Annotated in this window: 21 protein-coding genes; 9 read left to right on the top strand and 12 right to left on the bottom strand. The window is 63.6% G+C overall.

The window, feature by feature from the left end; genetic code table 11:
* Positions 1-60: 60 nt before the first annotated feature.
* The 3 genes from ACEQXE_RS13655 to ACEQXE_RS13665 all read right to left on the bottom strand — a co-directional run bounded on the left by ACEQXE_RS13655 (position 61) and on the right by ACEQXE_RS13665 (position 4483).
* Entirely contained in the window at positions 61-1062 is a 1002-nt protein-coding gene (locus ACEQXE_RS13655) for a DUF4268 domain-containing protein (RefSeq protein ID WP_370180137.1), read from the bottom strand.
* Positions 1059-3062 (bottom strand): DNA topoisomerase IV subunit B, encoded by a 2004-nt coding sequence (gene parE / locus ACEQXE_RS13660; RefSeq protein WP_370180188.1) that lies wholly within the window; start codon positions 3060-3062, stop codon positions 1059-1061. The genes ACEQXE_RS13655 and parE overlap by 4 nt, the downstream gene beginning before the upstream one ends.
* A gap of 182 nt (positions 3063-3244) precedes the next feature.
* Entirely contained in the window at positions 3245-4483 is a 1239-nt protein-coding gene (locus ACEQXE_RS13665; RefSeq protein WP_370180139.1) for a penicillin-binding protein activator, read from the bottom strand.
* Positions 4484-4510: 27 nt separating this feature from the next.
* Between ACEQXE_RS13665 and rsmI the strand changes: the two genes are divergently transcribed.
* Genes rsmI through gshB form a run of 3 tightly spaced genes read left to right on the top strand, consistent with a single transcriptional unit; the run spans position 4511 to position 6732 of the window.
* Positions 4511-5392 carry a 16S rRNA (cytidine(1402)-2'-O)-methyltransferase gene (gene rsmI, locus ACEQXE_RS13670; protein ID WP_370180190.1) on the top strand — a complete coding sequence of 294 codons (882 nt, stop codon included), beginning with the start codon at positions 4511-4513 and terminating at the stop codon, positions 5390-5392.
* Positions 5389-5751 (top strand): YraN family protein, encoded by a 363-nt coding sequence (locus tag ACEQXE_RS13675; protein ID WP_370180140.1) that lies wholly within the window; start codon positions 5389-5391, stop codon positions 5749-5751. The genes rsmI and ACEQXE_RS13675 overlap by 4 nt, the downstream gene beginning before the upstream one ends.
* A 9-nt stretch (positions 5752-5760) precedes the next feature.
* Positions 5761-6732, top strand: coding sequence for a glutathione synthase (gshB, locus tag ACEQXE_RS13680; protein ID WP_370180142.1), 972 nt, complete (start codon positions 5761-5763; stop codon positions 6730-6732).
* A 168-nt stretch (positions 6733-6900) separates the two neighbouring features.
* Here gshB and ACEQXE_RS13685 read toward each other — a convergent pair whose 3' ends face one another.
* The 5 genes from ACEQXE_RS13685 to rph form a co-directional block, all read right to left on the bottom strand.
* Complete coding sequence (locus ACEQXE_RS13685) at positions 6901-7641, bottom strand: SIMPL domain-containing protein (RefSeq protein WP_370180144.1); 741 nt, start codon at positions 7639-7641, stop codon at positions 6901-6903.
* A gap of 133 nt (positions 7642-7774) precedes the next feature.
* Positions 7775-8677 carry a tyrosine recombinase XerC gene (locus ACEQXE_RS13690; protein WP_370180146.1) on the bottom strand — a complete coding sequence of 301 codons (903 nt, stop codon included), beginning with the start codon at positions 8675-8677 and terminating at the stop codon, positions 7775-7777.
* Positions 8674-9837: a radical SAM family heme chaperone HemW gene (gene hemW, locus ACEQXE_RS13695; RefSeq protein ID WP_370180148.1), complete on the bottom strand. Its 1164-nt coding sequence runs from the start codon at positions 9835-9837 to the stop codon at positions 8674-8676. The genes ACEQXE_RS13690 and hemW overlap by 4 nt, the downstream gene beginning before the upstream one ends.
* A gap of 40 nt (positions 9838-9877) precedes the next feature.
* Complete coding sequence (gene rdgB, locus ACEQXE_RS13700) at positions 9878-10504, bottom strand: RdgB/HAM1 family non-canonical purine NTP pyrophosphatase (RefSeq protein ID WP_370180150.1); 627 nt, start codon at positions 10502-10504, stop codon at positions 9878-9880.
* A complete protein-coding gene (gene rph / locus ACEQXE_RS13705; RefSeq protein WP_370180152.1) occupies positions 10501-11217 on the bottom strand; it encodes a ribonuclease PH in 717 nt (238 codons plus the stop codon). The genes rdgB and rph overlap by 4 nt, the downstream gene beginning before the upstream one ends.
* Before the next feature lie 110 nt (positions 11218-11327).
* Here rph and ACEQXE_RS13710 point away from each other — a divergent pair, with 110 nt between their 5' ends.
* The 4 genes from ACEQXE_RS13710 (at position 11328) to ACEQXE_RS13725 (ending at position 13948) form a co-directional block, all read left to right on the top strand.
* A complete protein-coding gene (locus tag ACEQXE_RS13710; RefSeq protein ID WP_370180154.1) occupies positions 11328-11840 on the top strand; it encodes a DUF6438 domain-containing protein in 513 nt (170 codons plus the stop codon).
* A 30-nt stretch (positions 11841-11870) separates the two neighbouring features.
* Positions 11871-12911 (top strand): heat-inducible transcriptional repressor HrcA, encoded by a 1041-nt coding sequence (gene hrcA, locus ACEQXE_RS13715; RefSeq protein WP_370180156.1) that lies wholly within the window; start codon positions 11871-11873, stop codon positions 12909-12911.
* 24 nt (positions 12912-12935) lie between these two features.
* A complete protein-coding gene (gene grpE, locus ACEQXE_RS13720) occupies positions 12936-13565 on the top strand; it encodes a nucleotide exchange factor GrpE (RefSeq protein WP_370180158.1) in 630 nt (209 codons plus the stop codon).
* Positions 13566-13654: 89 nt separating this feature from the next.
* Positions 13655-13948, top strand: a complete 294-nt coding sequence (locus ACEQXE_RS13725) for a hypothetical protein (protein WP_370180159.1) — start codon at positions 13655-13657, stop codon at positions 13946-13948.
* 59 nt (positions 13949-14007) lie between these two features.
* Here ACEQXE_RS13725 and ACEQXE_RS13730 read toward each other — a convergent pair whose 3' ends face one another.
* From ACEQXE_RS13730 to ACEQXE_RS13740, 3 genes are all read right to left on the bottom strand, one after another.
* Complete coding sequence (locus tag ACEQXE_RS13730) at positions 14008-15180, bottom strand: indoleamine 2,3-dioxygenase (RefSeq protein WP_370180161.1); 1173 nt, start codon at positions 15178-15180, stop codon at positions 14008-14010.
* 80 nt (positions 15181-15260) lie between these two features.
* Entirely contained in the window at positions 15261-15788 is a 528-nt protein-coding gene (locus tag ACEQXE_RS13735) for a vgr related protein (protein ID WP_370180163.1), read from the bottom strand.
* A gap of 34 nt (positions 15789-15822) precedes the next feature.
* Positions 15823-16296, bottom strand: a complete 474-nt coding sequence (locus ACEQXE_RS13740) for a copper chaperone PCu(A)C (protein ID WP_370183311.1) — start codon at positions 16294-16296, stop codon at positions 15823-15825.
* Positions 16297-16461: 165 nt separating this feature from the next.
* On the opposite strand from ACEQXE_RS13740, the gene dnaK reads away from it, so the two are divergent.
* Positions 16462-18414 (top strand): molecular chaperone DnaK, encoded by a 1953-nt coding sequence (gene dnaK, locus ACEQXE_RS13745; RefSeq protein WP_370180166.1) that lies wholly within the window; start codon positions 16462-16464, stop codon positions 18412-18414.
* A gap of 85 nt (positions 18415-18499) precedes the next feature.
* Positions 18500-19618, top strand: a complete 1119-nt coding sequence (gene dnaJ / locus ACEQXE_RS13750) for a molecular chaperone DnaJ (protein WP_370180168.1) — start codon at positions 18500-18502, stop codon at positions 19616-19618.
* A gap of 3 nt (positions 19619-19621) precedes the next feature.
* Here the strand turns inward: dnaJ and ACEQXE_RS13755 are convergent, their stop codons facing one another.
* On the bottom strand, positions 19622-21940 hold the full coding sequence (locus ACEQXE_RS13755) for a patatin-like protein (RefSeq protein ID WP_370180170.1): 2319 nt from the start codon (positions 21938-21940) through the stop codon (positions 19622-19624).
* Positions 21941-22013: the final 73 nt, after the last annotated feature.

Genomic DNA, 22013 nt, shown 5'->3' on the forward strand with positions numbered 1-22013 from the left:
AGTCGCCGAGCGGAGAGATTTCTTACAGGGAGTGGAACATTTTCTGGAGGGGACGCCCAATTAAGGCACAAGATCTCGCACTCGTGGCGCAAAAACCGAATGGAAGAGATTGAGCTTGTTAGCAAGCCAAGTGTGCTGCGACGTCCATTCGACACGCACTCCGGGATCAGCATCCTTCAGATAAAGACTGATCCTTACATCCTTTCGGGTATCGTTCGGGAGATCGTCCATCCGGTCCCAATTCAACGGATCGCCAATCTCCGCATCGATTGCCTCCCTCTCCTGCATGAGTTGATCGAAATAGGTCTTGGCATTCTCACCGCTGATATAGAGTTCGACCCTAATCCAGCGATCCCACAAATGCATCGCCGTGCCTAACGTGAAGCCCGTCCGTCCAACGGGATAGTTCATCCAGTTTTGCGCTTGGGCGGTGCGCTTTCCCGAGATAGGCCCGGAGACCTTCTCCAGTTGATCGTGAAGCCCGTCCCAATATTCGCGTTGGAGAACCTTGGTTTCGGAGAGTTCTTTCTCATCGAGCGCGTGAGCCGCCTTGGAGACGGCTTTGGACCAGTCGTTGGGTTGTGAGACGATGTTGAATTTGGGCGCCGGCGGTGATTCACCAATACGCCAAAGTTCGACCTCCAGGCCGAAGAACCGGAATTGATCATCGGTGATCCGATTAAGCCAGTCGAGCGTGGAGCGGTGCTCTTGCGTGAACTTAGAGGCAATCCATACGATGGTGACCGCTTCCAAGCCCGACGCGTAGGTCAAAAGCTGACCCAGATGATTATGGTCGGTTTTTTCTAACTGATTTTCGATGAGTACGAAGGTATCGCTGAAGATATCTTTGCAGAGGATGTCTGCCCGAAAGGGGCCAACAAAGGTCTCGGTCGCCTCGACCTCGAGCGATAGGCCGAGTGTCTCGGACAAGACCTCAAGGTTTTGGTCCATGGCCAGCCAAGGAGTAAAATGGGTGGCTTCTCCCAGCCACACTTCCCGCAGCGCGACACGCTCCAGCCTGCCGAGTTCACTCAAAGCAATCTCTCCCAGGATTGCAATCACGCATCGATCATCTCGCGGTCGAGATCGCCCGCCTTGTTCTGGATGAACTGGAAGCGGTGTTCGGGGTTGCGGCCCATCAGCTGGCCGACCAGTTCCTTCACTGCAGCGCGATCCTCGAACTCGGGGGGCAGGGTGATGCGGATCAGGCTCCGGCTGTCGGGATGCATCGTGGTCTCGCGCAGCTGCTGCGGGTTCATCTCGCCGAGCCCCTTGAAGCGCGACACCTCGATTTTCTTGCCCTTGAACACGGTCTCTTCCAGCTCGCGCCGGTGCTCTTCGTCGCGGGCGTAGCGGCTCTCCTTGCCACTGGTCAGCCGGTAGAGCGGCGGCTGCGCGAGGAAAAGATGCCCCTTGCGCACGATGTCGGGCATTTCCTGGAAGAAGAACGTCATCAGCAGCGTCGCGATATGCGCCCCGTCGACATCCGCATCGGTCATGATGACGATGCGGTCGTAACGCAGCGCATCGGCATCGCAATCCTTACGCACGCCGCAGCCGAGCGCGAGGATCAGGTCAGCGATTTCGCTGTTGGCGCGGATCTTGTCCGCGCTGGCGCTCGCAACGTTCAGGATCTTGCCGCGGATCGGCAGGATCGCCTGCGTCTTGCGGTCACGCGCCTGCTTGGCACTGCCGCCCGCTGAATCGCCTTCGACGATAAACAGCTCGGTTTCGGCGCCGGTCTCACCCGAGCAATCGGTCAGCTTGCCCGGCAGCCGCAGCTTTTTGGCGTTGGTCGCGGTCTTGCGCTTCACTTCGCGCTCGGCGCGGCGGCGCAGGCGCTCTTCCATGCGCTCCATCACCTCGCCAAGCAGCGCCTTGCCGCGATCCATATTGTCGGCGAGGAAATGGTCGAAATGGTCGCGCACCGCGTTTTCGACCAGCTTGGCCGCCTCTGGCGAGGTCAGCCGGTCCTTGGTCTGCGACTGGAACTGCGGATCGCGGATGAAGACGCTGAGGAGCACTTCGGCACCGGCCATCACGTCGTCGGCGGAGATATCCTTCGCCTTTTTCTGGCCGACCAGATCGCCGAACGCGCGCAGTCCCTTGGTCAACGCATTGCGCAGGCCCTGTTCGTGTGTGCCGCCATCGGGGGTGGGCACGGTGTTGCAGTACCAGCTGGTCGCGCCTTCGGAGAACAGCGGCCACGCGATGGCCCATTCGACGCGGCCCTGCGAGATGCCGCCGATCTCCGGGAAATCCTGGTTGCCGGTGAAGGGCTCTGCGGTGACGCACTCGCGCCCGTTGACCCGCTGGGCGAGGTGATCGGCCAGACCGCCCGGGAACTTGAACGTCTCCTCCTCGGGCACATCGTCGCTCGCTAGCGCAGCCGCACATTTCCAGCGGATTTCAACCCCGGCGAACAGGTACGCCTTGGATCGTGCGAGCTGGAACAGCCGCTTGGCGCTGAACTTGCGCTCCCCGAAAATCTCGGGGTCGGGCGTGAAGGAGACGGTGGTGCCGCGCCGGTTGGGCGCCGCGCCGATCTCCTGGATCGGGCCGAGCGTTTGCCCTTTGGAAAACTCCTGCGCGTAAAGCGTCTTGTCGCGCGCGACCTCCACCCTTGTATGTTCAGACAGCGCATTGACCACGCTCACGCCGACGCCGTGCAGGCCACCGGAAGTCGCGTAGGCCTTGCCCGAAAACTTGCCGCCCGAATGCAGCGTGGAAAGAATGACCTCCAAAGTCGACTTGCCCGGAAACTTGGGGTGCTCGTCCACCGGCATACCGCGCCCGTTATCGGCGATGGTCAGGCGCCCCGCAGTCCCCTCGGCGCCTTCCTCCAGCCGAACCTCGATCCGACTCGCATGGCCCGCGACGGCCTCGTCCATCGAGTTGTCGAGCACCTCGGCGGCAAGGTGGTGCAGCGCGCGATCGTCCGTCCCGCCAATATACATGCCGGGGCGACGGCGGACGGGCTCAAGCCCTTCGAGGACTTCGATCGAAGAGGAATCATAGTCGCCGCTGGAGGTCGGCGTACCGTCAAACAGGTCATCGGACATGGGCATGACAGTGGGCGCGGGCGCGCCGCATCACAAGCCGACAGTGAGACTATCCCCCGGTTCCGTTCGTCCTGAACCTATCGAAGCCTGTCCTGAGCGGCTGGCTGTGCCAGCCAGCCGAAGGGGACGTAAGCGTGACGTGCTTCGACAAGCTCGGCACGAACGGTGTGTTTGGTCGATTGTCAGAACGCTTCGGGTGCGGGCGACACGACCACGACCTGCCCGTCGCGCACCTCACGCACTTCCAGCGCGCGCTGCGCATTGCCGTCGGTCTGGAAGCGGAACGCCCCGTCGAGGCCCAGGAACCCGCCTTGCGCAGTCAGCTCGCGCGTCGGGAAAGGCGTCCCCGGCTGCCAGCTGCCACCCGCCACGCGCAGCGCGAGCAACACGCTGTCGTAGCCCAGCGTCGCGATGCGATAGGGCGAACTGCCGAAACGATTGCGGTAGCTTTCCGAGAAGCGGCGATAGCGCCCGTCGGACACTGCGGAGAACATTGCACCATCCATGACGCTCGCGGTGGGAAGGTCTGCCTCTCCGCTCCAGAGCTCCGTGCCGAGCAGGCGGGGGGACAGGCTGCCTTGAGCGCGCAGCTCTGCCGCAGCTGCGATGGCAAGCCGGGGGCTATCGGCAATCATCACCGTGTCGAACCCGCCGCGTGCACGCAGGCGCCGCGCTGCACTCGCTGCAGAACCCTCGTTGCGCGAATAGCGCTCGGTCGCGACCAGGCTTCCGCCCACGCTCCTCAGCGCCGCGATCAGCGCGAGCTCCGCCTGACGTCCATATTCGCCATCCGGCACCAGCGCGCCGTAGTTGCGCGAGCCTTGGGAACGGGCGAACTGAACCGTGCGCGCCACCGCTTGCGCGGGGGACACGCCCATCAGGTACACTTCGGGCGAAGCTACGCTGACATCGTTGGAGAAGGATATCAGCGGAATGCCCACCGGACGCGCCTCCGCGACCACGGCATCGACATTGCTGCCAAGCAGCGGGCCCAGGATCAGCTGGTTGCCTTCCGCCACGGCTCGCCGTGCGGCGCCGCGTGCATCGTCGGCCGTGTCGTAAGTCGTAATGCGCAGGTTGCCGGCATTGGTATCGAGCAGCGCCATCGTCGTCGCATTGGCAATCGATTCCCCGACACGGGCATTCGGTCCGCTGGTCGGCACCAGCAGCGCGATGCGGTGGCGCGCATCGGTGTCTTGGGGCAGGGGCGCAGGCGTTGTCGTGTTGCCGCGCGGGATGGGGGGAGGCGAGCGATCGCCGCTCGTCACCGGGCCGGGCTGCTGGCTCGTCGTCGGCGGGGGCGGGCTGGTCGGCGCATCCACCTGCGGGATAAGCTGGCAACCTGCCAGCAAGAGCCCGGTGCCGATCGCGAGGATCAGGCGGCGGAAATGGCCAAGGTCGATCATGTTGCTGCCCATCATGCTTGCGGAAATCCCTTGCCTTGGTTCATGGCTGCATTCGTGACGAATACCAGCGACGCCAGCGACACCAACTCGGCTGCAAACGCCGCCCTCGCGCCGGGCCTGTATATCGTGGCGACGCCGATTGGCAATCTGAACGACATTACCTTGCGGGCGGTCGACGTGCTGACGCGGTGCGACGGGGTGGCGTGCGAAGACACGCGTGTGACCGGCAAACTGATGCGCCACCTGGGGCTCTCGAAGCCGCTATGGCGCTATAACGACCATGCGGAGGAGCGGGATCGCGCACGGCTGGTCGAGAGCATGGCGACGCGGGCGGTCGCGCTCGTCAGCGATGCGGGTACGCCATTGATCTCGGACCCCGGATACCGGCTGGTCAATGCCGCGCGCGAGGCTGGCGTGGAGGTGCAGACGATCCCGGGACCCTGCGCCGCCATCGCGGCGATTACGCTGGCGGGCTTGCCGAGCGACCGGTTCCTGTTCGCCGGCTTCCTCCCGGTGAAGGAGAAGGCGCGCGCGGACATGCTGGTCGAACTGTCGGGCATCGATGCGACGCTGGTCTTCTACGAAAGCGCAGGACGGCTGGTGAAAGCACTCTCGGCAATAGATGTCGCGCTGCCCGGTCGCCGGGTGGGCGTGGCGCGCGAGCTGACCAAGTTGCACGAGGAATGCCGGGTCGATACTCCGTCGGCGCTCATGGCACATTACGAGGCCAAGCCACCCAAGGGTGAGATCGTGCTGCTGGTAGAGCCGCCGCATGAGACTAAAGCGAGCGCCGAGGATGTGGATACATTGCTGCGCGAGGCTTTGCGGACCGAGAAGCCCTCGCAGGCAGCGGCAAAGGTAGCGAAAGCGACCGGTACGGATCGCAAGGCGCTGTATGCGCGGGCCATGGAATTGCGCGGATGAGGACCACGCAGCAACGCGAACGCGCGGAAAAGGCAGGGCGGGGCGGCGAAGAGGAAGCCGCGCGCTGGCTGCAAAGCGAAGGATGGGAAATCCTCGACCGACGCCGCAAGACACCGCTGGGTGAGATAGACCTCATCGCCTGTCGCGAAGGCATGATCGCATTCGTGGAGGTGAAGTGGCGGCGCAGCATCCCCGACCTCGACCTCGCTATCGATGAACGGCGTCTCTCGCGGGTGGCTGCGGCAGCGGGTGCAATTGCTCATGAGTATGCAACCAATGGCGAAGATATCAGGATAGACGTGATCCTGCTTGCACCCGGAGCGCAGCCTCGCCACATCGCCAATGCCTGGCAACCCTGAGGACCCGACATGAGCTTGCGCACCGCCTTCCAGATGGACCCGATGGAAGCGATCAAGATCGCGGGCGATTCGAGCTTCGCGCTGATGCTCTCGGCGCAGGAGCGTGGGCACGAAGTATGGCACTACGATGTGCAGAGCCTTGCATGGGAAAGCGACGGCAGCCCGGCTGGGAAGATCACCGCCTTCGCGCGCCCCGTGAAGGTTCGACGCGAAGAGGGCGACCACTTCGAATGGCTGGGCGAGCGTCGTACAATCGACCTCGCGCAGGATATCGACGTGATCTGGCTGAGGCAGGATCCGCCTTTCGACCTGGGCTATATTACTGCCGCCTTCCTGCTCGACCGGCTGCGCGGCACCACGCTGGTGGTGAACGACCCGCGCGAAGTCGTGAACGCGCCCGAGAAGATGTTCGTGCTCGACTATGCGCGCTTCATGCCGCCGACGCTGATCGCGCGCAGGTTGGCGGATATTCAGGCCTTCCAGAAGAAGCATGGCGCGGTGGTCGTGAAGCCCCTCCACGGCAATGGCGGCAAGGCCATCTTCAAGATCGACGCCGACGGGACCAATCTTTCGGCGCTCTCCGAAGTCTTCGACAGGCAATGGCCCGAAGCGCACATGGTGCAGGCTTTCCTCCCAACCGTAAGCGAAGGCGACAAACGCATCGTGCTGGTCGACGGCGACGTCGCGGGCGCTATCAATCGCAAGCCGGGCGAGGGCGAATTCCGCAGCAACCTTGCACAAGGTGGTTCGGCCGAAGCCGCCGACCTGACCGATCGCGAGGCGGAAATCTGCGCCGCCATTGGCCCGGAGCTGAAACGTCGCGGCCTCGTGTTCGTCGGGATCGACGTGATCGGCGGCGAGTGGCTGACCGAAATCAACGTTACCTCGCCCACTGGCATCGTCGCCATCGACCGCTTCAACGGTACCGATACGGCAGGCGCGATCTGGGATGCGGTCGAGCGGCGGCACGCCGAGATGTGAGGCGGAACCATAAAGCCGACCTCTCCTGAGTGACTTGGTCCTTTTGAACCACCGTTCGTCCTGAGCCTGTCGAGGGGCGACTGGCCTGGCGCCGGGCAATCCGTTCGCACTTCGACAAGCTCAGAACGAACGGATTGCTTTCAGACCTTGGCAGTCTGGCCGCGCACCTCAGTTCAGCTCGTAAGCAACGGTCGTCACCACGCGGACCTTCTGGAACGGCGTGTTCGCGCCGCTGGAGTCGCAATATTCGCAGTCGACCCCGTCACGCGCACTGATCGAGAAATAGCCCTGGCTGGCCGTCTTGATCTTGCCCACCGACGCGCCGCTGTCATTGGCGAATTGCTGCGCGCTTTCGCGTGCGCTGCGGTTCGCCTCGGCAATCATTTCCGGCTTCAGCTCATTCAACCCGGTAAAGGTGTAATTGACCGATCCGCCGCCCATTTCGACCCCCGCACGCAGCAGGTCCGCCTGCTTGGCGTAGGCCTGTCGTGCTCGCATCACATCGTCGGTGCGCAACTGGATAGAACGCGAGACAGTGAGGTTTTCAGGGATCTGGTTGCCGTAGGCATCACGCGAACGATCCCGCATCAGCGAAATGTCGCTGTCGGTGAAATCCTCTGGCTTGAACCCTGCGTCGGTAAAGAACTTGCGTACCGCAGAGGCCTGCCGGTCGACCGAGGCCTGCACGCTCGCCAGGTCGCTGCCATTGTCGGAGAAGGCTACGGTCCAGGTGGCAATATCGGCGGTAACGTCGCGTTCCGACACGCCTTTTACGGTGACCTCGCGATCAGCCTCCTTGGCGCGACGCAAGCCATCGCCGAGCAGGAAGCCGCTCCCCATCAGGCCGACCATCACGATCGCGACCGATCCCAGCACCACGAAGCGATTATCATCGACAAACCCGGCCATCCCTCATCTCCTCACGGGTTGGCGGGGGCGCGGCCTCTATTGGCCGAGTCGTCACCTGCGACCAACCGTGCCTGTCTTTCGACGAGTCGAAGTGAACGTGCGATGAAACGTTCTAGTTCATCGGTGAATGGAGTTATTCGTCGGTGCGTCCGTTTTCCCTCGGATGAGCCGAGCGATAGGTTTCCAGCAATCGCGCGGCATCGACCTCCGTATAAATCTGGGTCGAACCGAGGCTCGCATGGCCGAGCAATTCCTGCAGGCTGCGCAGGTCGGCTCCGGCACCGAGCAGGTGCGAGGCGAAGGAATGCCGCAGCGCGTGCGGTGTGGCGTTGGCGGGCAGGCCGATCTCGGCCCGCACCTCCGCCATCGCCTTCTGCACGAGACCGGGCGAGAGCGGCCCGCCGCGTGCCCCCCTGAAAAGCGGCTGCTCCGCTGTGAGATCGTGTGGGCAGGCTGCGACATATTCCCGGATGGCAGTGCGGATCGCAGGCAGTATCGGCACCACGCGCGTCTTGCCACCCTTGCCGGTCACACGGATCGCCTCGCCCATGTCCGCATCGGCGCCGGTCAGCGAAAGTGCCTCTCCAAGGCGCATGCCTGCGCCGTACAGCAGCAGCAGCACCGCACGATCGCGCAGACCCGTCCATTCTTCCCGTCTTCGTTCTGCAATATTTTCGGCAATATGGACCGCTTCGTCGGGTGTGACGGGCCGGGGGAGCGTGCGCTTGATCCGTGGCCCACGCAGGCGCGGGGCCTGCGCATCGGAGAGACCTGTCTCGGCCCGCGCAAAGGCGAGAAATGCGCGCAAGGCCGAGAGTTCACGCGCGGCGGACCGATTGCTCAGGCCATCTGCACGGCGGCGAGCCAGCTGCGCGCGCAGGGCTGGGGCTTCCAGCTTCGCAATGCTCCGCCAGTCCGCCAGCCCGGTGGCCTCAACTAGGCGCTCCGCCGCCCGCGTATAAGCACGGACGGTATGGGGCGAGAGGCGCCGCTCGGTCGCGAGATGGCTTTCCCAGCGTGCCAGTATGCCGCTCATGCGGCGACGAGATGCGCGGGGACCAGCTCGGCAAGCAGCGCATCGAGCAGCGGCATGCCCTGCGGTGCGATCGTGATACGATCGCCCTTGCGAGTCACGAAGCCGAGGTCGCTGTAAAAGTCAGCCCGACTCGCATCGATCAGCGCATCGGAACTAGTTTCGAAGCGCGCAGCTAGCGCCTCAAGCTCGATCCCTTCCGCGAGCCGAAGCCCCATCAGCAGCGCTTCGCTTATCTGCTCCTCACGACCCAGCGCGCGCTCTTCGGAAATGCCGTGCCCGTTCTCACCGACCCGGCGCAAAAACGCCTCTGGCTTCTTGTGGCGGATCGTCGCCATGCCCTTCCTGCGGCCATGCGCGCCGGGCCCGATCCCGGTATAATCGCCGTAGCGCCAGTAGGTGAGGTTGTGATGGCTTTGTGCACTCGGCTTCGCGTGGTTGCTGATTTCGTAGGCGGGCAGGCCTGCCGCTACCGTTTGCTCCTGTGTCTGCACGAAGAGATCGGCTGCGGAGTCCGCGTCCATCGGTGTCAGCCGACCGCGCGCCACGGCTCCGGCAAAGCCCGTACCCGGCTCGATCGTCAGCTGGTAGAGCGAGAGATGTTCGGTGCCGAATTCGAGGGCACGCGCCAGCTCCGCTTCCCATTCGGCGGCGCTCTGGCCGGGGCGTGCGTAGATCAGGTCGAAGGTAACGCGGCCGAACAGGCCCTGCGCGCTCTCCAGCGCCGCCATGGCCTCGGCAGCACTATGCTCGCGCCCAAGGAACGCCAGCGCCTCGTCGTGGAGCGACTGTACGCCGAGCGACACCCGGTTGACCCCGACGGCGTGGAAGTCCGCAAACTTGCGTGCTTCGTAAGAGGTCGGGTTGGCCTCCAGCGTGATCTCGCAATCATCGGCAAGACCCCAAAGCCGCGCCGCTTCCTCGATCAACGCTCCCGCGAGCGCGGGCGGCATCAGCGACGGCGTGCCCCCGCCGAAGAAGATCGACCCGACCCGGCGTCCGGCGGTTTGCGCGTGCTCGTGCCTGAGGTCGGCCAGTAGCGCGGCCTGCCATGCGTCCGGGTCCACAGAATCTCTGACATGGCTGTTGAAGTCGCAATAGGGGCACTTCTTCAGGCAGAAGGGCCAGTGAATATACAGCGCAAGATCGTCTGCGGCGGGCATGACAGGAATCTAGGGGGCGCGGGCGGCAATGGCCAGCGGGTTAGCCGAACTGTTCGGCGACCAGCTTGGCGAAGGCATCTGCACGATGGCTGATCGCGTGCTTTTCCTCCGGCGCAATCTCGGCAAAAGTCTGCTCGCGGCCTTGCGGTACAAACACCGGATCGTAGCCGAAGCCCAGCTCTCCGCGCGGCGGCCAGGTGAGCGAACCGGGCGCAATACCTTCGTAGACCGCGTATTCGCCATCCGGCCACGCTAGCGCGAGCACGCAATGGAAGGCAGCGCTGCGGTCCACGTCGGGCCCTTGCTGCGAGAGAAGGCCTTCGACCTTGCCCATCGCCATGTACCAATCGCGGCCCGGCTCACCCTCGAACCATTGCCGCTCGGCCCAGTCGGCGGTGTAGACGCCCGGGCGGCCATGCAGCGCGGCGACCGACAGCCCGCTGTCGTCTGCAAGGCTGACGATGCCCGAACCTTCCGCCGCCACGCGCGCCTTGAGCAGTGCGTTCTCGACGAAGGTCGTGCCGGTTTCCTTTGGCTCGGGCAGGCCGAGCGAACCTGCCGACAGGCACTCGACCCCATAGGGCGCGAGCAGGGCCGAAATCTCTTTCAGCTTGCCCGCATTATGCGTCGCGATGACGAGCTTGCCCGAGCCAATGCGGCGCGTCATCCCCGCACCGCCGCGTCCTGCGCCTTGAAGATCTCGCCGCAGCCCATCTGCGCGAGGCGCAGCAGGCGCAGCAGCGCTTCCTCGTCATAGACCGCGCCTTCGGCAGTGGCCTGCACTTCGGCGATCTTGCCGCCTTCGATCAGCACGAAATTGGCATCGGCATCGGCCGAGCTATCCTCGTCGTAATCGAGGTCCAGCACCGGCGTACCCTTGTAGACGCCGCAGGAAATCGCAGCGATCTTGCCGGTGATCGGGTCTTCCAGGATGTCACCCGACTTCTTCAGCTTGTCGACCGCGAGCTTGAGCGCAACCCACGCGCCTGAGATGGCCGCGGTGCGCGTGCCGCCATCGGCTTGGATCACGTCGCAATCGAGCGTGATCTGCCGTTCGCCCAGCTTTTTCATATCTACGACCGCACGCAAGCTGCGCCCGATAAGCCGCTGAATTTCCTGCGTTCTGCCCGACTGCTTGCCGCGCGCCGCCTCGCGACTGCCGCGGGTATGCGTGGCGCGGGGCAGCATCGAATACTCTCCCGTGACCCAGCCGGCACCCTTGCCGCGCATCCACGGCGGAACGCTGTTCTCTACGCTGGCGGTGCATAGCACGCGGGTATCGCCAAAGCTGATCAGGCAGCTGCCCTCGGCATGCTTGGTGAAACCGGTTTCGATGGAAATGGCGCGCATCTGGTCGGGCGCGCGGCCTGAAGGTCGCATGGGGGAATCCTCTGATCTGTCTGGTCGCACGCGCCCTAGCCGCCTATTCATCGGATGGCCAGTGGACTTGCCCCATGCAAAAGCCCACACGACAGGAAAGGCGTTTTGCGATGATCCGATCCGTTCCGATTTGCGGGCTGGCTTTTGCCACGGTTTCCTGCGCCACCCCGGGCGCAATGCCGGACGAGAACCTCGTAGCCACCATCGAATATAGTTTGGGCCCGTGTTTCGGTTTCTGCCCATCGTTCGAACTTTCCGTCACTCCAGACGGCGCGGGCACCTACGAAGGGCAGGCCTTCGTCGCGAAGCAGGGTGAGGCCGGGTTCGCTGCGAGCGAGGCCGAATACAGTGCATTCGCACGACGCATCGCGCCGTTTCGCCCCGCCAGGTCCGTATCCTACGGCTACGACAACTGCGACGGGCCGGTGGCAACCGACTCCCCTAGCGTGACGATCACCTGGCGCGATCCGGGGGCGGAGCCTGTCACGCTCAACTGGTACATGGGCTGCCGTCAGCCAGGCTTGGCCGAGAACAGCGATGCACTTTACAAGGCATGGCAGGAACTGCCGGTGGACACCCTCGTCGGTTCCGACGAAAAGCGCCAGGAGTATGGCCGGTTCTAATTGGACTGCCCAGATCCTAGCTTGTCTCGCATGACAACTCCGCCGCTGACCGAACTGACCGACCGCACGCGCGACATTTTCCGCCTCGTGGTGGAGCAATATCTGGCGACCGGGCAACCGGTGGGTTCGAAGACTTTGTCGCAGGGCGGGGCGGTGGACCTCTCGCCTGCCTCCATCCGGTCCGTCCTTGCGGATCTCGAACAGCTCGGCCTGCTCGCCGCGCCGCATGTTTCTGCCGGACGCAAGCCCACAGAGAGCGGGCTGCGGCTGTTCGTCGACGGGATGATGCAGATCACGCAGCCGAGCGCGGAGGAACGCCGCGCGATCGAAACGCGGCTGGGCGATCCGGGCCCGCTCGAACAGAGGCTGGAGGCGGCGAGCGCGATGCTCTCCGACCTCTCGGGCGCAGCGGGCATGGTATTCGTCCCCACGGCGGAGCGGCGGCTCGCCCAGATGAGCTTCGTCCCGCTCGATGCGACGCGCGCGCTCGCAGTATTGGTCGATGCGAGCGGACAGATCGAAAACAGGCTCATCGAACTGGCGGGGGTGGAACGCGGCGCACTCGATCAGGCATCCAACTATCTTTCCGCGCGGCTCGCCAATCGCAGCCTTGGCGAAGCTCTCAAGGATATCGGCGCAGAGATCGCCAGCGGGCGCAGCGCCTTGGACGAAGCATCGGCCAGCCTCGTCCAGCGCGGGATCGCCATGTGGAGCGAGGATGCGGATCGCAGCCCGGTGTTCATCGTGCGCGGGCAGGCCAAGTTGCTCGACGAAGAGGCGGTCGGCGATGTGGAGCGCGTGCGGCAGCTGCTGGACGAGCTGGAGAACAAGCAGGCCGTGGCACAGGTGCTGGAGCGCGCGCGGGAAGCGCAGGCCACGCGCATCTATATCGGCAGCGAAAATCGCCTCTTCGCGCTCAGCGGTTCCTCTGTTATCGCCTCGCCCTTCCGCGACCGCGACGGGAACATCGTAGGCGTCTTGGGGGTTATCGGTCCCACGCGCTTGAACTACGCACGGATCGTTCCCATGGTCGATTTCACCGCGCAATCACTGGGACGATTGACCGGCTAACAGGGCTTTATTCACGTAAAGATTATGCACGACGAAAAAGAAACGCAGGAAGAGGCTGTACAGAACGACAAGGTCCTCGACGAAGAGGCCGAGCGCGAACTGGCAGGCGTCCCCGAACATCTTCGCGACCAGAGCGACGATGACGACGGTGATGACGGGGACGCGGACCCGACCGCCGAACTGGGCGAAGCTATCGCGAAGCTGAAGGGCGATCTCGATACCGCGCGGCAGGAAGTGCTGTACGCGCGCGCCGAAACGCAGAACGTGCGTCGTCGTCTGGAAAAGGACGTGGCCGATGCGCGATCCTATGCCGCGACCGGATTTGCCCGGGATATCCTTTCCGTTGCGGACAACCTCGTCCGCGCACTCGATTCCATTCCCGAAGAACTGCGCGAGGACGAGAAGTTCAAGGGCCTTGTTGCGGGCATCGAGGCGACCCAGCGCGAGCTGGAGCGGGTGTTCAGCCAGCATGGCGTCACCCGCGTTGCCGCTAAAGGCCTGCCTCTTGATCCAAATGTGCATGAAGCGGTGATGGAAATCCCCAGCGACGATGCCGATCCGGGCACGGTGATCCAGGAAATGCAGGCCGGTTACCTGATCAAGGACCGACTGCTGCGCCCGGCAATGGTGGGCGTCGCGAAGAAGCCCGACTGAACCGGGGCAGGTCGAAAACCTGTCCCGTGGTGGAACAAACTGGCGATCTCGTGGCTTGGACCTTCACCAGGTCCAGCAGGAGAACCCCCATGAAAACCCGTTTCGCCCTGATCCCCGTCGCAGCAATCTCAGCCCTGTCGCTAAGCGCCTGTGCCGAAAACTATGCTGTTGAAGGCGGTGTAGGCGGCGCCGCCCTTGGTGCCGGTGTGGCTGCCGTTACCGGCGGCAATGTCTTGCGCTATGCGCTTGCCGGTGCCGCTGCGGGCGCTCTCGCCGGGTATTTCGTCGACAAGAACGATGGCTGCGATGGCTACGACGAAGACGGTTATCTGGATGACGACTGCTTCGATACGCAAGGCTACCCGGCCGATCCGCGCTACTGATCGCGCGCGACTGCATCGACCAAGGGCCGCCCCTCGCGAGAGAGGCGGCCCTTTTCGTATCAGACCACTTGCGCGCGATTTTCGTCGCGGTGTTTCTTGAGATATTTCATGAAAGGCGTCCCGCCGGTACCGACATCGGGATCGTTGCCCGCGATGCTGCCTGCCTGCTTGTTGATGTAGCTGGCCGCATATTCGAGATGGCGCGTGCGGAACCGCGCCGACTGCTCGAGACATGCATTGAACGCCTCTTTCAGCTCCGCATTGCCGCTTTGCGAAACGAAGCTGCGCAGCGTCGATTGCTCCGCCAGATCCTCGATGAAGCGCCGGTGCGGCACGGGCCGGTAGGCGTGCAGCTCGTCGAGGAAGTTCTTGAGCGGATCGTCGCTATGCGCGACCTGGAATAGCGCATCCATTGCCGGGACGATGGAGGATTGCGATCCCGTTTGTCCGCGGAATGCCTGCGGCTTGCCGCCGAACCGCTCGATCCCTTCGTACACCAGCCCGCCATCGAGCGCGGGGTTATTCGCCCAGCCGTGAATATAGGGCCGTACGCGGTGGAAATAGACATAGGGGTCGCATCGCTCGGGCATGCGCGCGAAGTGGCCGTAAATCCGCTCCCATGCTGCATCCATTTCGGTCAGCAGTGTCAGCGCGGACTGCTCGTCCCCGTCGCGGCAAACCGTCACCAGCTTCGCTGCATTGTCGAGCAGGACGCCCGCTTCCGCCTCGATCGCGACATGGACCAGTACGAACCAGTTTTCGTCCGCACCGCCGTAGAAGTTCTGGTACATCGCGATGTTTTCGAGATCGACCGGGCCCGACTTGTCGAGCCGGTACCAGTTGTCGAGCACGTAGGACGAATAAGGCAGCAGCGGGGCCTGGCCCAGCCGGTCCGCAATCGCGACCATCGGGCGGGCAAGGTTGGCAGGCAGGTGTGCGGGCGGCGTCTCCTCGCCCCACACATAGGCCTGCACCAGGAAGGAATAATGCACCATCGCGGTGCGAACCTCTTCTTCGGAGGCATCCTTGGCCCAATCCTGGATTTGCGGATCCGGCAGCGCGTCCAGCCAGTGGCGCACGCGGCCGGTGGTCAGCAGGCCCGACAGGTTGTCGGCCGCTTCGACCACCGATGCGAAGTCTGATGGGAGATTGATCGAGTCGATTTCGTAATGCGAAAGGTAGCCGCGTTCCCGCGACATGCCGTAAGTGCTTAGCTCCATTGTTGGGACCATTGGGCCGGGCGCGGGTTGGGCCGCCCGGACGCGTGTTGCGTAACAAGCAACCTCCGGCGCCTCAAGCCCATGACGCTACGTCATCCACCCGCGCCGGGGAACCGCACCAGCAGATCGTAAGCTTCCGGGCTGGCAATTCCCGCCACGCGCACGCCGCGCCGAAGCCAGAAGGCGTGCTTCACGATTTCCGCCTGCTGCTCGATCCCGTACTTCTCGAGGCTCCAGCCGGGCTTGAGGCTATAGTCGTATCGGCACCACGGGTGGCGGTGCAGGGGCAGGTACCACTCACCCTTGGTCTGGGTCTGCCAGACGTGCGTCATCTCGTGAATGAAATGACCCTGTCGGTGATGGTTGCCAGCTGAGAAATCGTCGCAATATCCCGCCGCATCGGGGTGGAAATGCAGGTGACCGCGCGGCGCCATCGTGGTGCTTTGCGGTTGGAAGAACGCCCACTTACGCCGCCGAATCGTCACCTTGCGATAATCGATGGCAGTGCCGAAGATGCTGCGCGCCAGCGCAATCTCGCCCTCCGTCAGTCGCCGCTCCCCACCCGCAGGGCAGGGAGCAACCGGCGCATCATGTGCCTGGGCGTCGATCGGATGATCCATGACGTTGGTCGAATTGGGCTCCGATCTGGCGCAATCAGCGCTCCGCGTCGGCGGGAAGCACATCCACATCGAACGACATGGTGCTGCCTCCTGCCATGGTGAGGGTGACCGAAGTGACGCTTTCCGGCTTGAGATCGGGCGATACTTCGTAGGCCATGACATGCTTGGCACCCGGTTCGAACGAGAGGGTTTCGCCCGGGTCGAGCGTGACCATGTCGATCTGGGTCATGATCTTTTCGTCGAATTCCATGTAGTCGTGCATTTCTGCACGCTCGGTGCCCGCGACCTCTGCCTTGCGGACCGCGATTGCGCGGTCGCTGTCGTTGGTGAGCTCGAAATAGATTGCTGCGGGATTCCCTTCGACCGCAGGCAGGAACATGCGGCCTTCGGTCGCGCTCAAGGGGGGTGCTGCTTCTTCGGATTCGGCAGTTTCCTGCGAGCACGCGCCGAGGGCAAGCGAAGCAAGGCCAAGCGCGAGGGCGGCGTAAATCGATTTCATCTCAAGCATCTCCCAAAGAAACGTCCCGCGCCATGACTACGCGCAAGCGTCTCTTGTGCCAAGAACAAGCGCACCTATATCCGCCGCTGAACCAGAGCTGCCGAGCGGCATCGCCCTTGGACGGGGGTGGCGCGACGGGCAGTGTCCAACATAGCCAATAGGATGCGGGGTATCATGGCAAAAGTAATCGGTATCGACCTCGGTACGACGAACTCGTGTGTCGCGGTCATGGACGGGGGCAAGCCCAAGGTCATCGAGAATGCGGAAGGTGCGCGCACCACGCCCTCGATCGTGGCCTTTACGAAAGACAGCGAGCGCCTGATCGGCCAGCCGGCCAAGCGCCAGGCGGTCACCAATCCCGATAACACCGTGTTCGCCGTGAAGCGCCTGATCGGTCGCCGGTTCGAAGACCCCATGACCAAGAAGGACATGGAGCTGGTCCCCTACGACATCGTCAAGGGCAACAATGGCGATGCTTGGGTCGAAGCGGGCGGCAACGAGTATTCCCCCAGCCAGATTTCCGCCTTTATCCTGCAGAAGATGAAGGAAACCGCCGAAAGCTATCTCGGCGAAGACGTGAAGCAGGCCGTCATCACCGTGCCCGCCTACTTCAACGACGCGCAGCGGCAGGCGACCAAGGATGCCGGCCAGATTGCTGGCCTCGAAGTCCTACGCATCATCAACGAGCCGACTGCGGCAGCGCTGGCCTATGGGCTCGACAAGGACGAGAACAAGACCATCGCGGTCTACGACCTTGGCGGCGGTACCTTCGATATCTCCGTGCTCGAAGTGGGTGATGGCGTGTTCGAGGTGAAGTCGACCAATGGCGACACCTTTCTGGGCGGTGAGGACTTCGACAGCGCGATTGTCGAATACCTGGCCGACCAGTTCAAGGCGAAGGAGAACATGGACCTTCGCACGGACAAGCTGGCCCTGCAGCGCCTCAAGGAATCGGCCGAAAAGGCCAAGATCGAGCTTTCGAGCGCGCAGCAGACCGAAGTGAACCTGCCCTTCATCACCGCACGCATGGAAGGCGGCAGCTCCACTCCGCTGCACCTTGTGGAAACGCTGACCCGCTCCAAGCTTGAGCAGCTGGTCGGCGATCTGGTGAAGCGCACGCTCGACCCGTGCAAGAAGGCGCTGGAAGATGCCGGCCTCAAGGCAGGCGATATCGATGAAGTGATCCTGGTCGGCGGGATGACCCGCATGCCCAAGGTCCGCGAGACCGTGGAAGAGTTCTTCGGCAAGAAGCCGCATACCGGCGTGAACCCGGACGAAGTCGTCGCCATGGGCGCGGCGATCCAGGCGGGCGTGCTGCAGGGCGACGTCAAGGACGTGCTGCTGCTCGACGTGACGCCGCTTTCGCTCGGCATCGAAACGCTGGGCGGCATCATGACCAAGATGATCGATCGCAACACGACGATCCCGACCAAGAAGACGCAGGTCTACTCGACCGCCGAGGATAACCAGCAGGCGGTGACGATCCGCGTGTTCCAGGGCGAGCGCGAGATGGCGGCCGACAACAAGCTGCTCGGCCAGTTCGACCTTGTCGGCATTCCCTCCGCACCGCGCGGCGTTCCGCAGATCGAAGTGACTTTCGATATCGACGCCAACGGCATCGTGAACGTGTCCGCCAAGGACAAGGGCACGGGCAAGGAACAGCAGATCCGCATCCAGGCCTCGGGCGGCCTGTCCGACAATGACATCGATTCGATGATCAAGGACGCCGAAAAGTTCGCCGAGGAAGACAAGAAGCGTCGCGAATCTGCGGAAGCGCGCAACCAGGCGGATAACCTGGTCCACGCAACCGCCAAGCAGCTGGAAGAAAACGGCGACAAGGTCGACGCATCGCTCAAGTCCGATGTCGAGGCCGCGATCGCCGAAACGAAGACTGCGCTGGAAGGCGACGATACCGACGCGATCAATGCCAAGGCGCAGGCGCTGACCGAGCTGGCCATGAAGATGGGCCAGCAGATCTACGAAAGCGAGCAGGCAAGCGGTGGCGATGCGGCGGCAGCCGATGCTGCGGCGTCCCAGGCCGAAGATGACGATGTCGTCGAAGCCGAGTTTTCGGAAGTGACCGACGGCGACGATGCCGGAGACAGCGGCGAAGCTGGCCGCGTCTGATCGAACGATGACGCAAGATGGGCCCCGCGCGAACCTTCCCGGTTTGCGCGGGCCCGTTCTTATGGCTCGAACGAGTGCTTGATTGATGGCTTCCGAACCCGACCTTTACGACCTGCTCGAAGTGCCGCGCGATGCAGACGCGGCGGCGATCAAATCCGCCTATCGCAAGATGGCGATGCAGTTTCACCCCGATCGCAATCCGGGCGATGCCGAGGCAGAGGCTCGGTTCAAGGCTGTTGGCGCGGCCTACGAAGTCCTCAAGGACCCGCAGAAGCGAGCGGCCTACGACCAGTACGGCCATGCCGCCTTCCAGCAAGGCGGCGGTGGCGGTGGCCACGGGCCTGGCCATGCCGATTTCGGCGATATCGGCGATATATTCGAAACGATCTTCGGCAGTGCCTTCGGTGGCAGGCACCAGGGTGTCCGGCGCGGGGCAGACCTGCGCTACGACCTGGAGATCACGCTGGAAGAAGCCTTCCACGGCAAGTCTACGACCATCGAAATCGAGGTTTCGCAGCAGTGCGACCGTTGCGATGGCTCCGGCGCCGAACCGGGCACGGGTGTACGTACCTGCAATGTCTGCGCAGGTTATGGCAAGGTGCGCGCGCAACAGGGCCTGTTCGTGGTCGAGCGTCCATGCCCCAATTGCCACGGACGCGGCGAAGTTATCGAGACCCCATGCCGCAATTGCCGCGGTGACGGGCGGGTCGATGCCCCCCAGTCGCTGTCGGTCGATATTCCGCCTGGCGTCGACACCGGCACCCGCATTCGCCTGACCGGCAAGGGCGAGGCAGGGCCGCGCGGCGCACCCTCGGGCGATCTCTACATATTCATCCACATCCGCCCGCACGCGCTGTTCGCGCGCGAGGGATCGAACCTGATCGCACGCATGCCGATCAGTTTCACGACCGCCGCACTGGGCGGCAAGATCGACATTCCCGACCTCGACGGGTCGACCAACACGATCGACATTCCCGCCGGTATCCAGTCTGGCAGGCAGTTGCGCAGGCGCGGTGGGGGCATGCCCGTGCTGCAGGGGCGCGGTCGCGGCGACCTGGTCGCGGAAATTACCGTTGAAACGCCGACCAAGCTTTCCAAGGCGCAGCGTGAATTGCTCGAACAGTTCCGTGAGACCGAAACGGGCGAGGAATGCCCGGAAAGCCGCGGCTTTTTCGACCGGATCAAGGACGCCTTGGGCGGATAACGCCTAGCTGGCCAGTTTGGCCTCGATCTCTGCCCGCAGCAGGTCGAGCAGCTCCTCGCTGCATTGCAATGCGCCACGTTCCTCTTCGATGATCGCCAGGAATGCGCGGCGCAGGATGTCGCGCCGCTGTTCGAAAGGTATGGTCTTGTCGCTCGTCGACAGGACCATATCGACCATCCGCTCGCACCCGTGCAGGCGGCCCCAGAGGTAGTCGTTCTCCCGATAGGCGCGGCTGAAGAACGCACCGAAATGATAGAACTCGATCCCGCGCAGCGTTGCAGCCGTGCCGCCGGTGCGGATCGACTGCGCATCCTCGGGGCTGATACGGTCCACTTTCACCGGCTCGAACTCGTTCATTCCCTGCGTGCCGAGGATCGGGAGTGTGGCGACATCGTAGAACGGGAAGCCGAGATAGGCATACATCATGCGTCGCCGCAGTTCGCGCGGCATCTCGCTGAGTGCCCCCGCGAGCGCCTCTTCGGCGCGCTGGTCCAGCTCCATCAACCCGCGCTTTTCGGCGATGTGATCGAGGACTGCGCCCGGTTCGGCAATCGCATTGCCTGCGATGGCGCGAAACTCGCGGCCCATGGGATCAAGCCCGTCGCGCTCGAAATATTCAGCCAGGATAGCGTAGATCGCTTCGCGCGCGCTATCGAGCGCCTCAGTCGGGATATCGGGATCGGATTCCCAGTCGCGTGCCGTGCGCCTGGCCAGCAGGCGTAGCCGCCGGATACGAAAAGCGAGATCGAAGCTGCGCAGGAATTCGACCGCTTCCGGGCTTGCTCCGCCTGTAGGGCCGACCAGGCATTCTAGCCCGCGTTCGCGCAGGGCATCGCGCAACCGCGCGACCAGCACTCTGGTATCCGGCTCATCATCCTTGGGTGCGGCCTTGCGCACCAGCTCGGCAAGCCGCTCCAGGATGCCGATGAACTTGAGCTCGGCATAGCCTGCGAAAGTGTAACCTGCCTGTTCGGCGGCGGCCTGTTGCGCCTTCTTGCGCCAGTTGGAGAGGCGGCGCGGAGTCGGGCGATCGAAAAATACCGTCCGGTCGAACAGCTTCTCCACCGCGGCTTCCACTTGTGGGCGCAGTTCGACGATCATCGCCTGCAATCGCGCGGCGCGGCGCGACTGGTCGGCAATCGCTTCCAGGTTGTCGCGGATCGGCTGTTCGCGCGGCAGGGTGGAAAGCGAACCGAAAATATTCTCGAAAAAGCCCACCGGCGCCATCATCCGCTCCGGGTCACGGTGATAGCGGTCCGGGCGCGGGTCAATATAAGCGAACCGCCGCTCTACCTCGCGCACGGCAGGTCGACCGCGCAGCGCCTCGATGGCTCCTTCGAACGGCCGGTTCACCAGCACTGACCCGTCGATCAGCGAAACGCCTTCCGCCGATCTGTCTTCGCAATGCGCTGGCATGACACGCTGCAGGAAGGCTTCGCGCGTGGGCCATTCGCGCTCCATATCTTCGGCCAGCTTGTCGATCTCACCCACCTGCAGCGGCGGGAAGGCACCGGGAAAACTGGCGGTCGCGCGCGCAGCAAACGCCAGTTCCAGCGGATCGGCGAGCCATGCACCGGCGACTTCGGGCGTCTTGCCTGTAAACCCGATCGGCATGCGATGCTCGCTCTCCTGCACGACCGGCGGGCTGTTGAGCCGCAGGGTGGAGAGGTATCCGTGGAAGTCGGTGGTCGGCACATACAGGTCCAGCGGATGGCCGGGAGGCAGCAGCGGCCCGTCGGCGAGCGATCCATCCATCGCCTGCAACGCTTCTACCAGCATCCGCGACATGGCGTCGCCGGAGAAGGGCGGGGCAAACCAGCGGCCACGCACTAGGCGGGAAACTTTCTCACGCACTTCCGCTCGCGTTTCCGGCGCCACACTTTCCGACACCATGTTGCCGGGGCGCTGGAGAATGAAGTTGGCGAGCGGCTGCGCCCACACCTTGGCAAAGCGCCAGCCCATCCGCGCATCTTCCGCAGTCAAACGGTCGATATCGGCATTGTCGAGCCACAGTTTGGTCAGCGGCTCCAGCGACCTGCCCGAATAGACGGCCTGCGCGAGGAAGACGGCATTGATACCGCCCGCGCTTGCCCCGCTGAAGATGTCCGGCAGCACGCGCAGCCGCAGATCGTGCTCGTCCGCCAGCATTTCCAGCAAGCGGCGATATTCGCTTGCAACTGCGCTGCCTGTTGGCTCACCTGCATGAAATCCCCGGCTCGCGCGCGCGAGGTTCCACAATTCCTTGGTGACGCCATGCATGTACACGGCCAAGCTCACCCCGCCATAGCAGACCAGCCCGATCCTCAGTTCCTTCTGGCGCATGTGGGCTACCTAGCGGGGGAGGGCATCGGAAAGCAACTTGCGTTCCGCAAATGTTCCGCTTAGTTCCCCGGCC

The sequence above is a fragment of the Alteriqipengyuania sp. genome (genome assembly GCF_964222115.1).
GTDB lineage: Bacteria > Pseudomonadota > Alphaproteobacteria > Sphingomonadales > Sphingomonadaceae > Alteriqipengyuania.

What these genes read in the sequence shown, in the direction of transcription:
- rsmI (WP_370180190.1), top strand. Translation starts at nt 4,511, where the DNA reads ATGGCTGCATTCGTGACGAATACCAGCGACGCCAGCGACACCAACTCG.
- ACEQXE_RS13755 (WP_370180170.1), bottom strand. Translation starts at nt 21,940, where the DNA reads ATGCGCCAGAAGGAACTGAGGATCGGGCTGGTCTGCTATGGCGGGGTG.
- ACEQXE_RS13675 (WP_370180140.1), top strand. Translation starts at nt 5,389, where the DNA reads ATGAGGACCACGCAGCAACGCGAACGCGCGGAAAAGGCAGGGCGGGGC.
- dnaK (WP_370180166.1), top strand. Translation starts at nt 16,462, where the DNA reads ATGGCAAAAGTAATCGGTATCGACCTCGGTACGACGAACTCGTGTGTC.
- rph (WP_370180152.1), bottom strand. Translation starts at nt 11,217, where the DNA reads ATGCGACCTTCAGGCCGCGCGCCCGACCAGATGCGCGCCATTTCCATC.
- ACEQXE_RS13730 (WP_370180161.1), bottom strand. Translation starts at nt 15,180, where the DNA reads ATGGTCCCAACAATGGAGCTAAGCACTTACGGCATGTCGCGGGAACGC.
- ACEQXE_RS13710 (WP_370180154.1), top strand. Translation starts at nt 11,328, where the DNA reads ATGATCCGATCCGTTCCGATTTGCGGGCTGGCTTTTGCCACGGTTTCC.
- ACEQXE_RS13725 (WP_370180159.1), top strand. Translation starts at nt 13,655, where the DNA reads ATGAAAACCCGTTTCGCCCTGATCCCCGTCGCAGCAATCTCAGCCCTG.
- ACEQXE_RS13740 (WP_370183311.1), bottom strand. Translation starts at nt 16,296, where the DNA reads ATGCTTGAGATGAAATCGATTTACGCCGCCCTCGCGCTTGGCCTTGCT.
- hemW (WP_370180148.1), bottom strand. Translation starts at nt 9,837, where the DNA reads ATGCCCGCCGCAGACGATCTTGCGCTGTATATTCACTGGCCCTTCTGC.
- ACEQXE_RS13685 (WP_370180144.1), bottom strand. Translation starts at nt 7,641, where the DNA reads ATGGCCGGGTTTGTCGATGATAATCGCTTCGTGGTGCTGGGATCGGTC.
- parE (WP_370180188.1), bottom strand. Translation starts at nt 3,062, where the DNA reads ATGTCCGATGACCTGTTTGACGGTACGCCGACCTCCAGCGGCGACTAT.
- ACEQXE_RS13735 (WP_370180163.1), bottom strand. Translation starts at nt 15,788, where the DNA reads ATGGATCATCCGATCGACGCCCAGGCACATGATGCGCCGGTTGCTCCC.
- ACEQXE_RS13665 (WP_370180139.1), bottom strand. Translation starts at nt 4,483, where the DNA reads ATGATGGGCAGCAACATGATCGACCTTGGCCATTTCCGCCGCCTGATC.
- ACEQXE_RS13690 (WP_370180146.1), bottom strand. Translation starts at nt 8,677, where the DNA reads ATGAGCGGCATACTGGCACGCTGGGAAAGCCATCTCGCGACCGAGCGG.
- grpE (WP_370180158.1), top strand. Translation starts at nt 12,936, where the DNA reads ATGCACGACGAAAAAGAAACGCAGGAAGAGGCTGTACAGAACGACAAG.
- hrcA (WP_370180156.1), top strand. Translation starts at nt 11,871, where the DNA reads ATGACAACTCCGCCGCTGACCGAACTGACCGACCGCACGCGCGACATT.
- gshB (WP_370180142.1), top strand. Translation starts at nt 5,761, where the DNA reads ATGAGCTTGCGCACCGCCTTCCAGATGGACCCGATGGAAGCGATCAAG.
- rdgB (WP_370180150.1), bottom strand. Translation starts at nt 10,504, where the DNA reads ATGACGCGCCGCATTGGCTCGGGCAAGCTCGTCATCGCGACGCATAAT.
- dnaJ (WP_370180168.1), top strand. Translation starts at nt 18,500, where the DNA reads ATGGCTTCCGAACCCGACCTTTACGACCTGCTCGAAGTGCCGCGCGAT.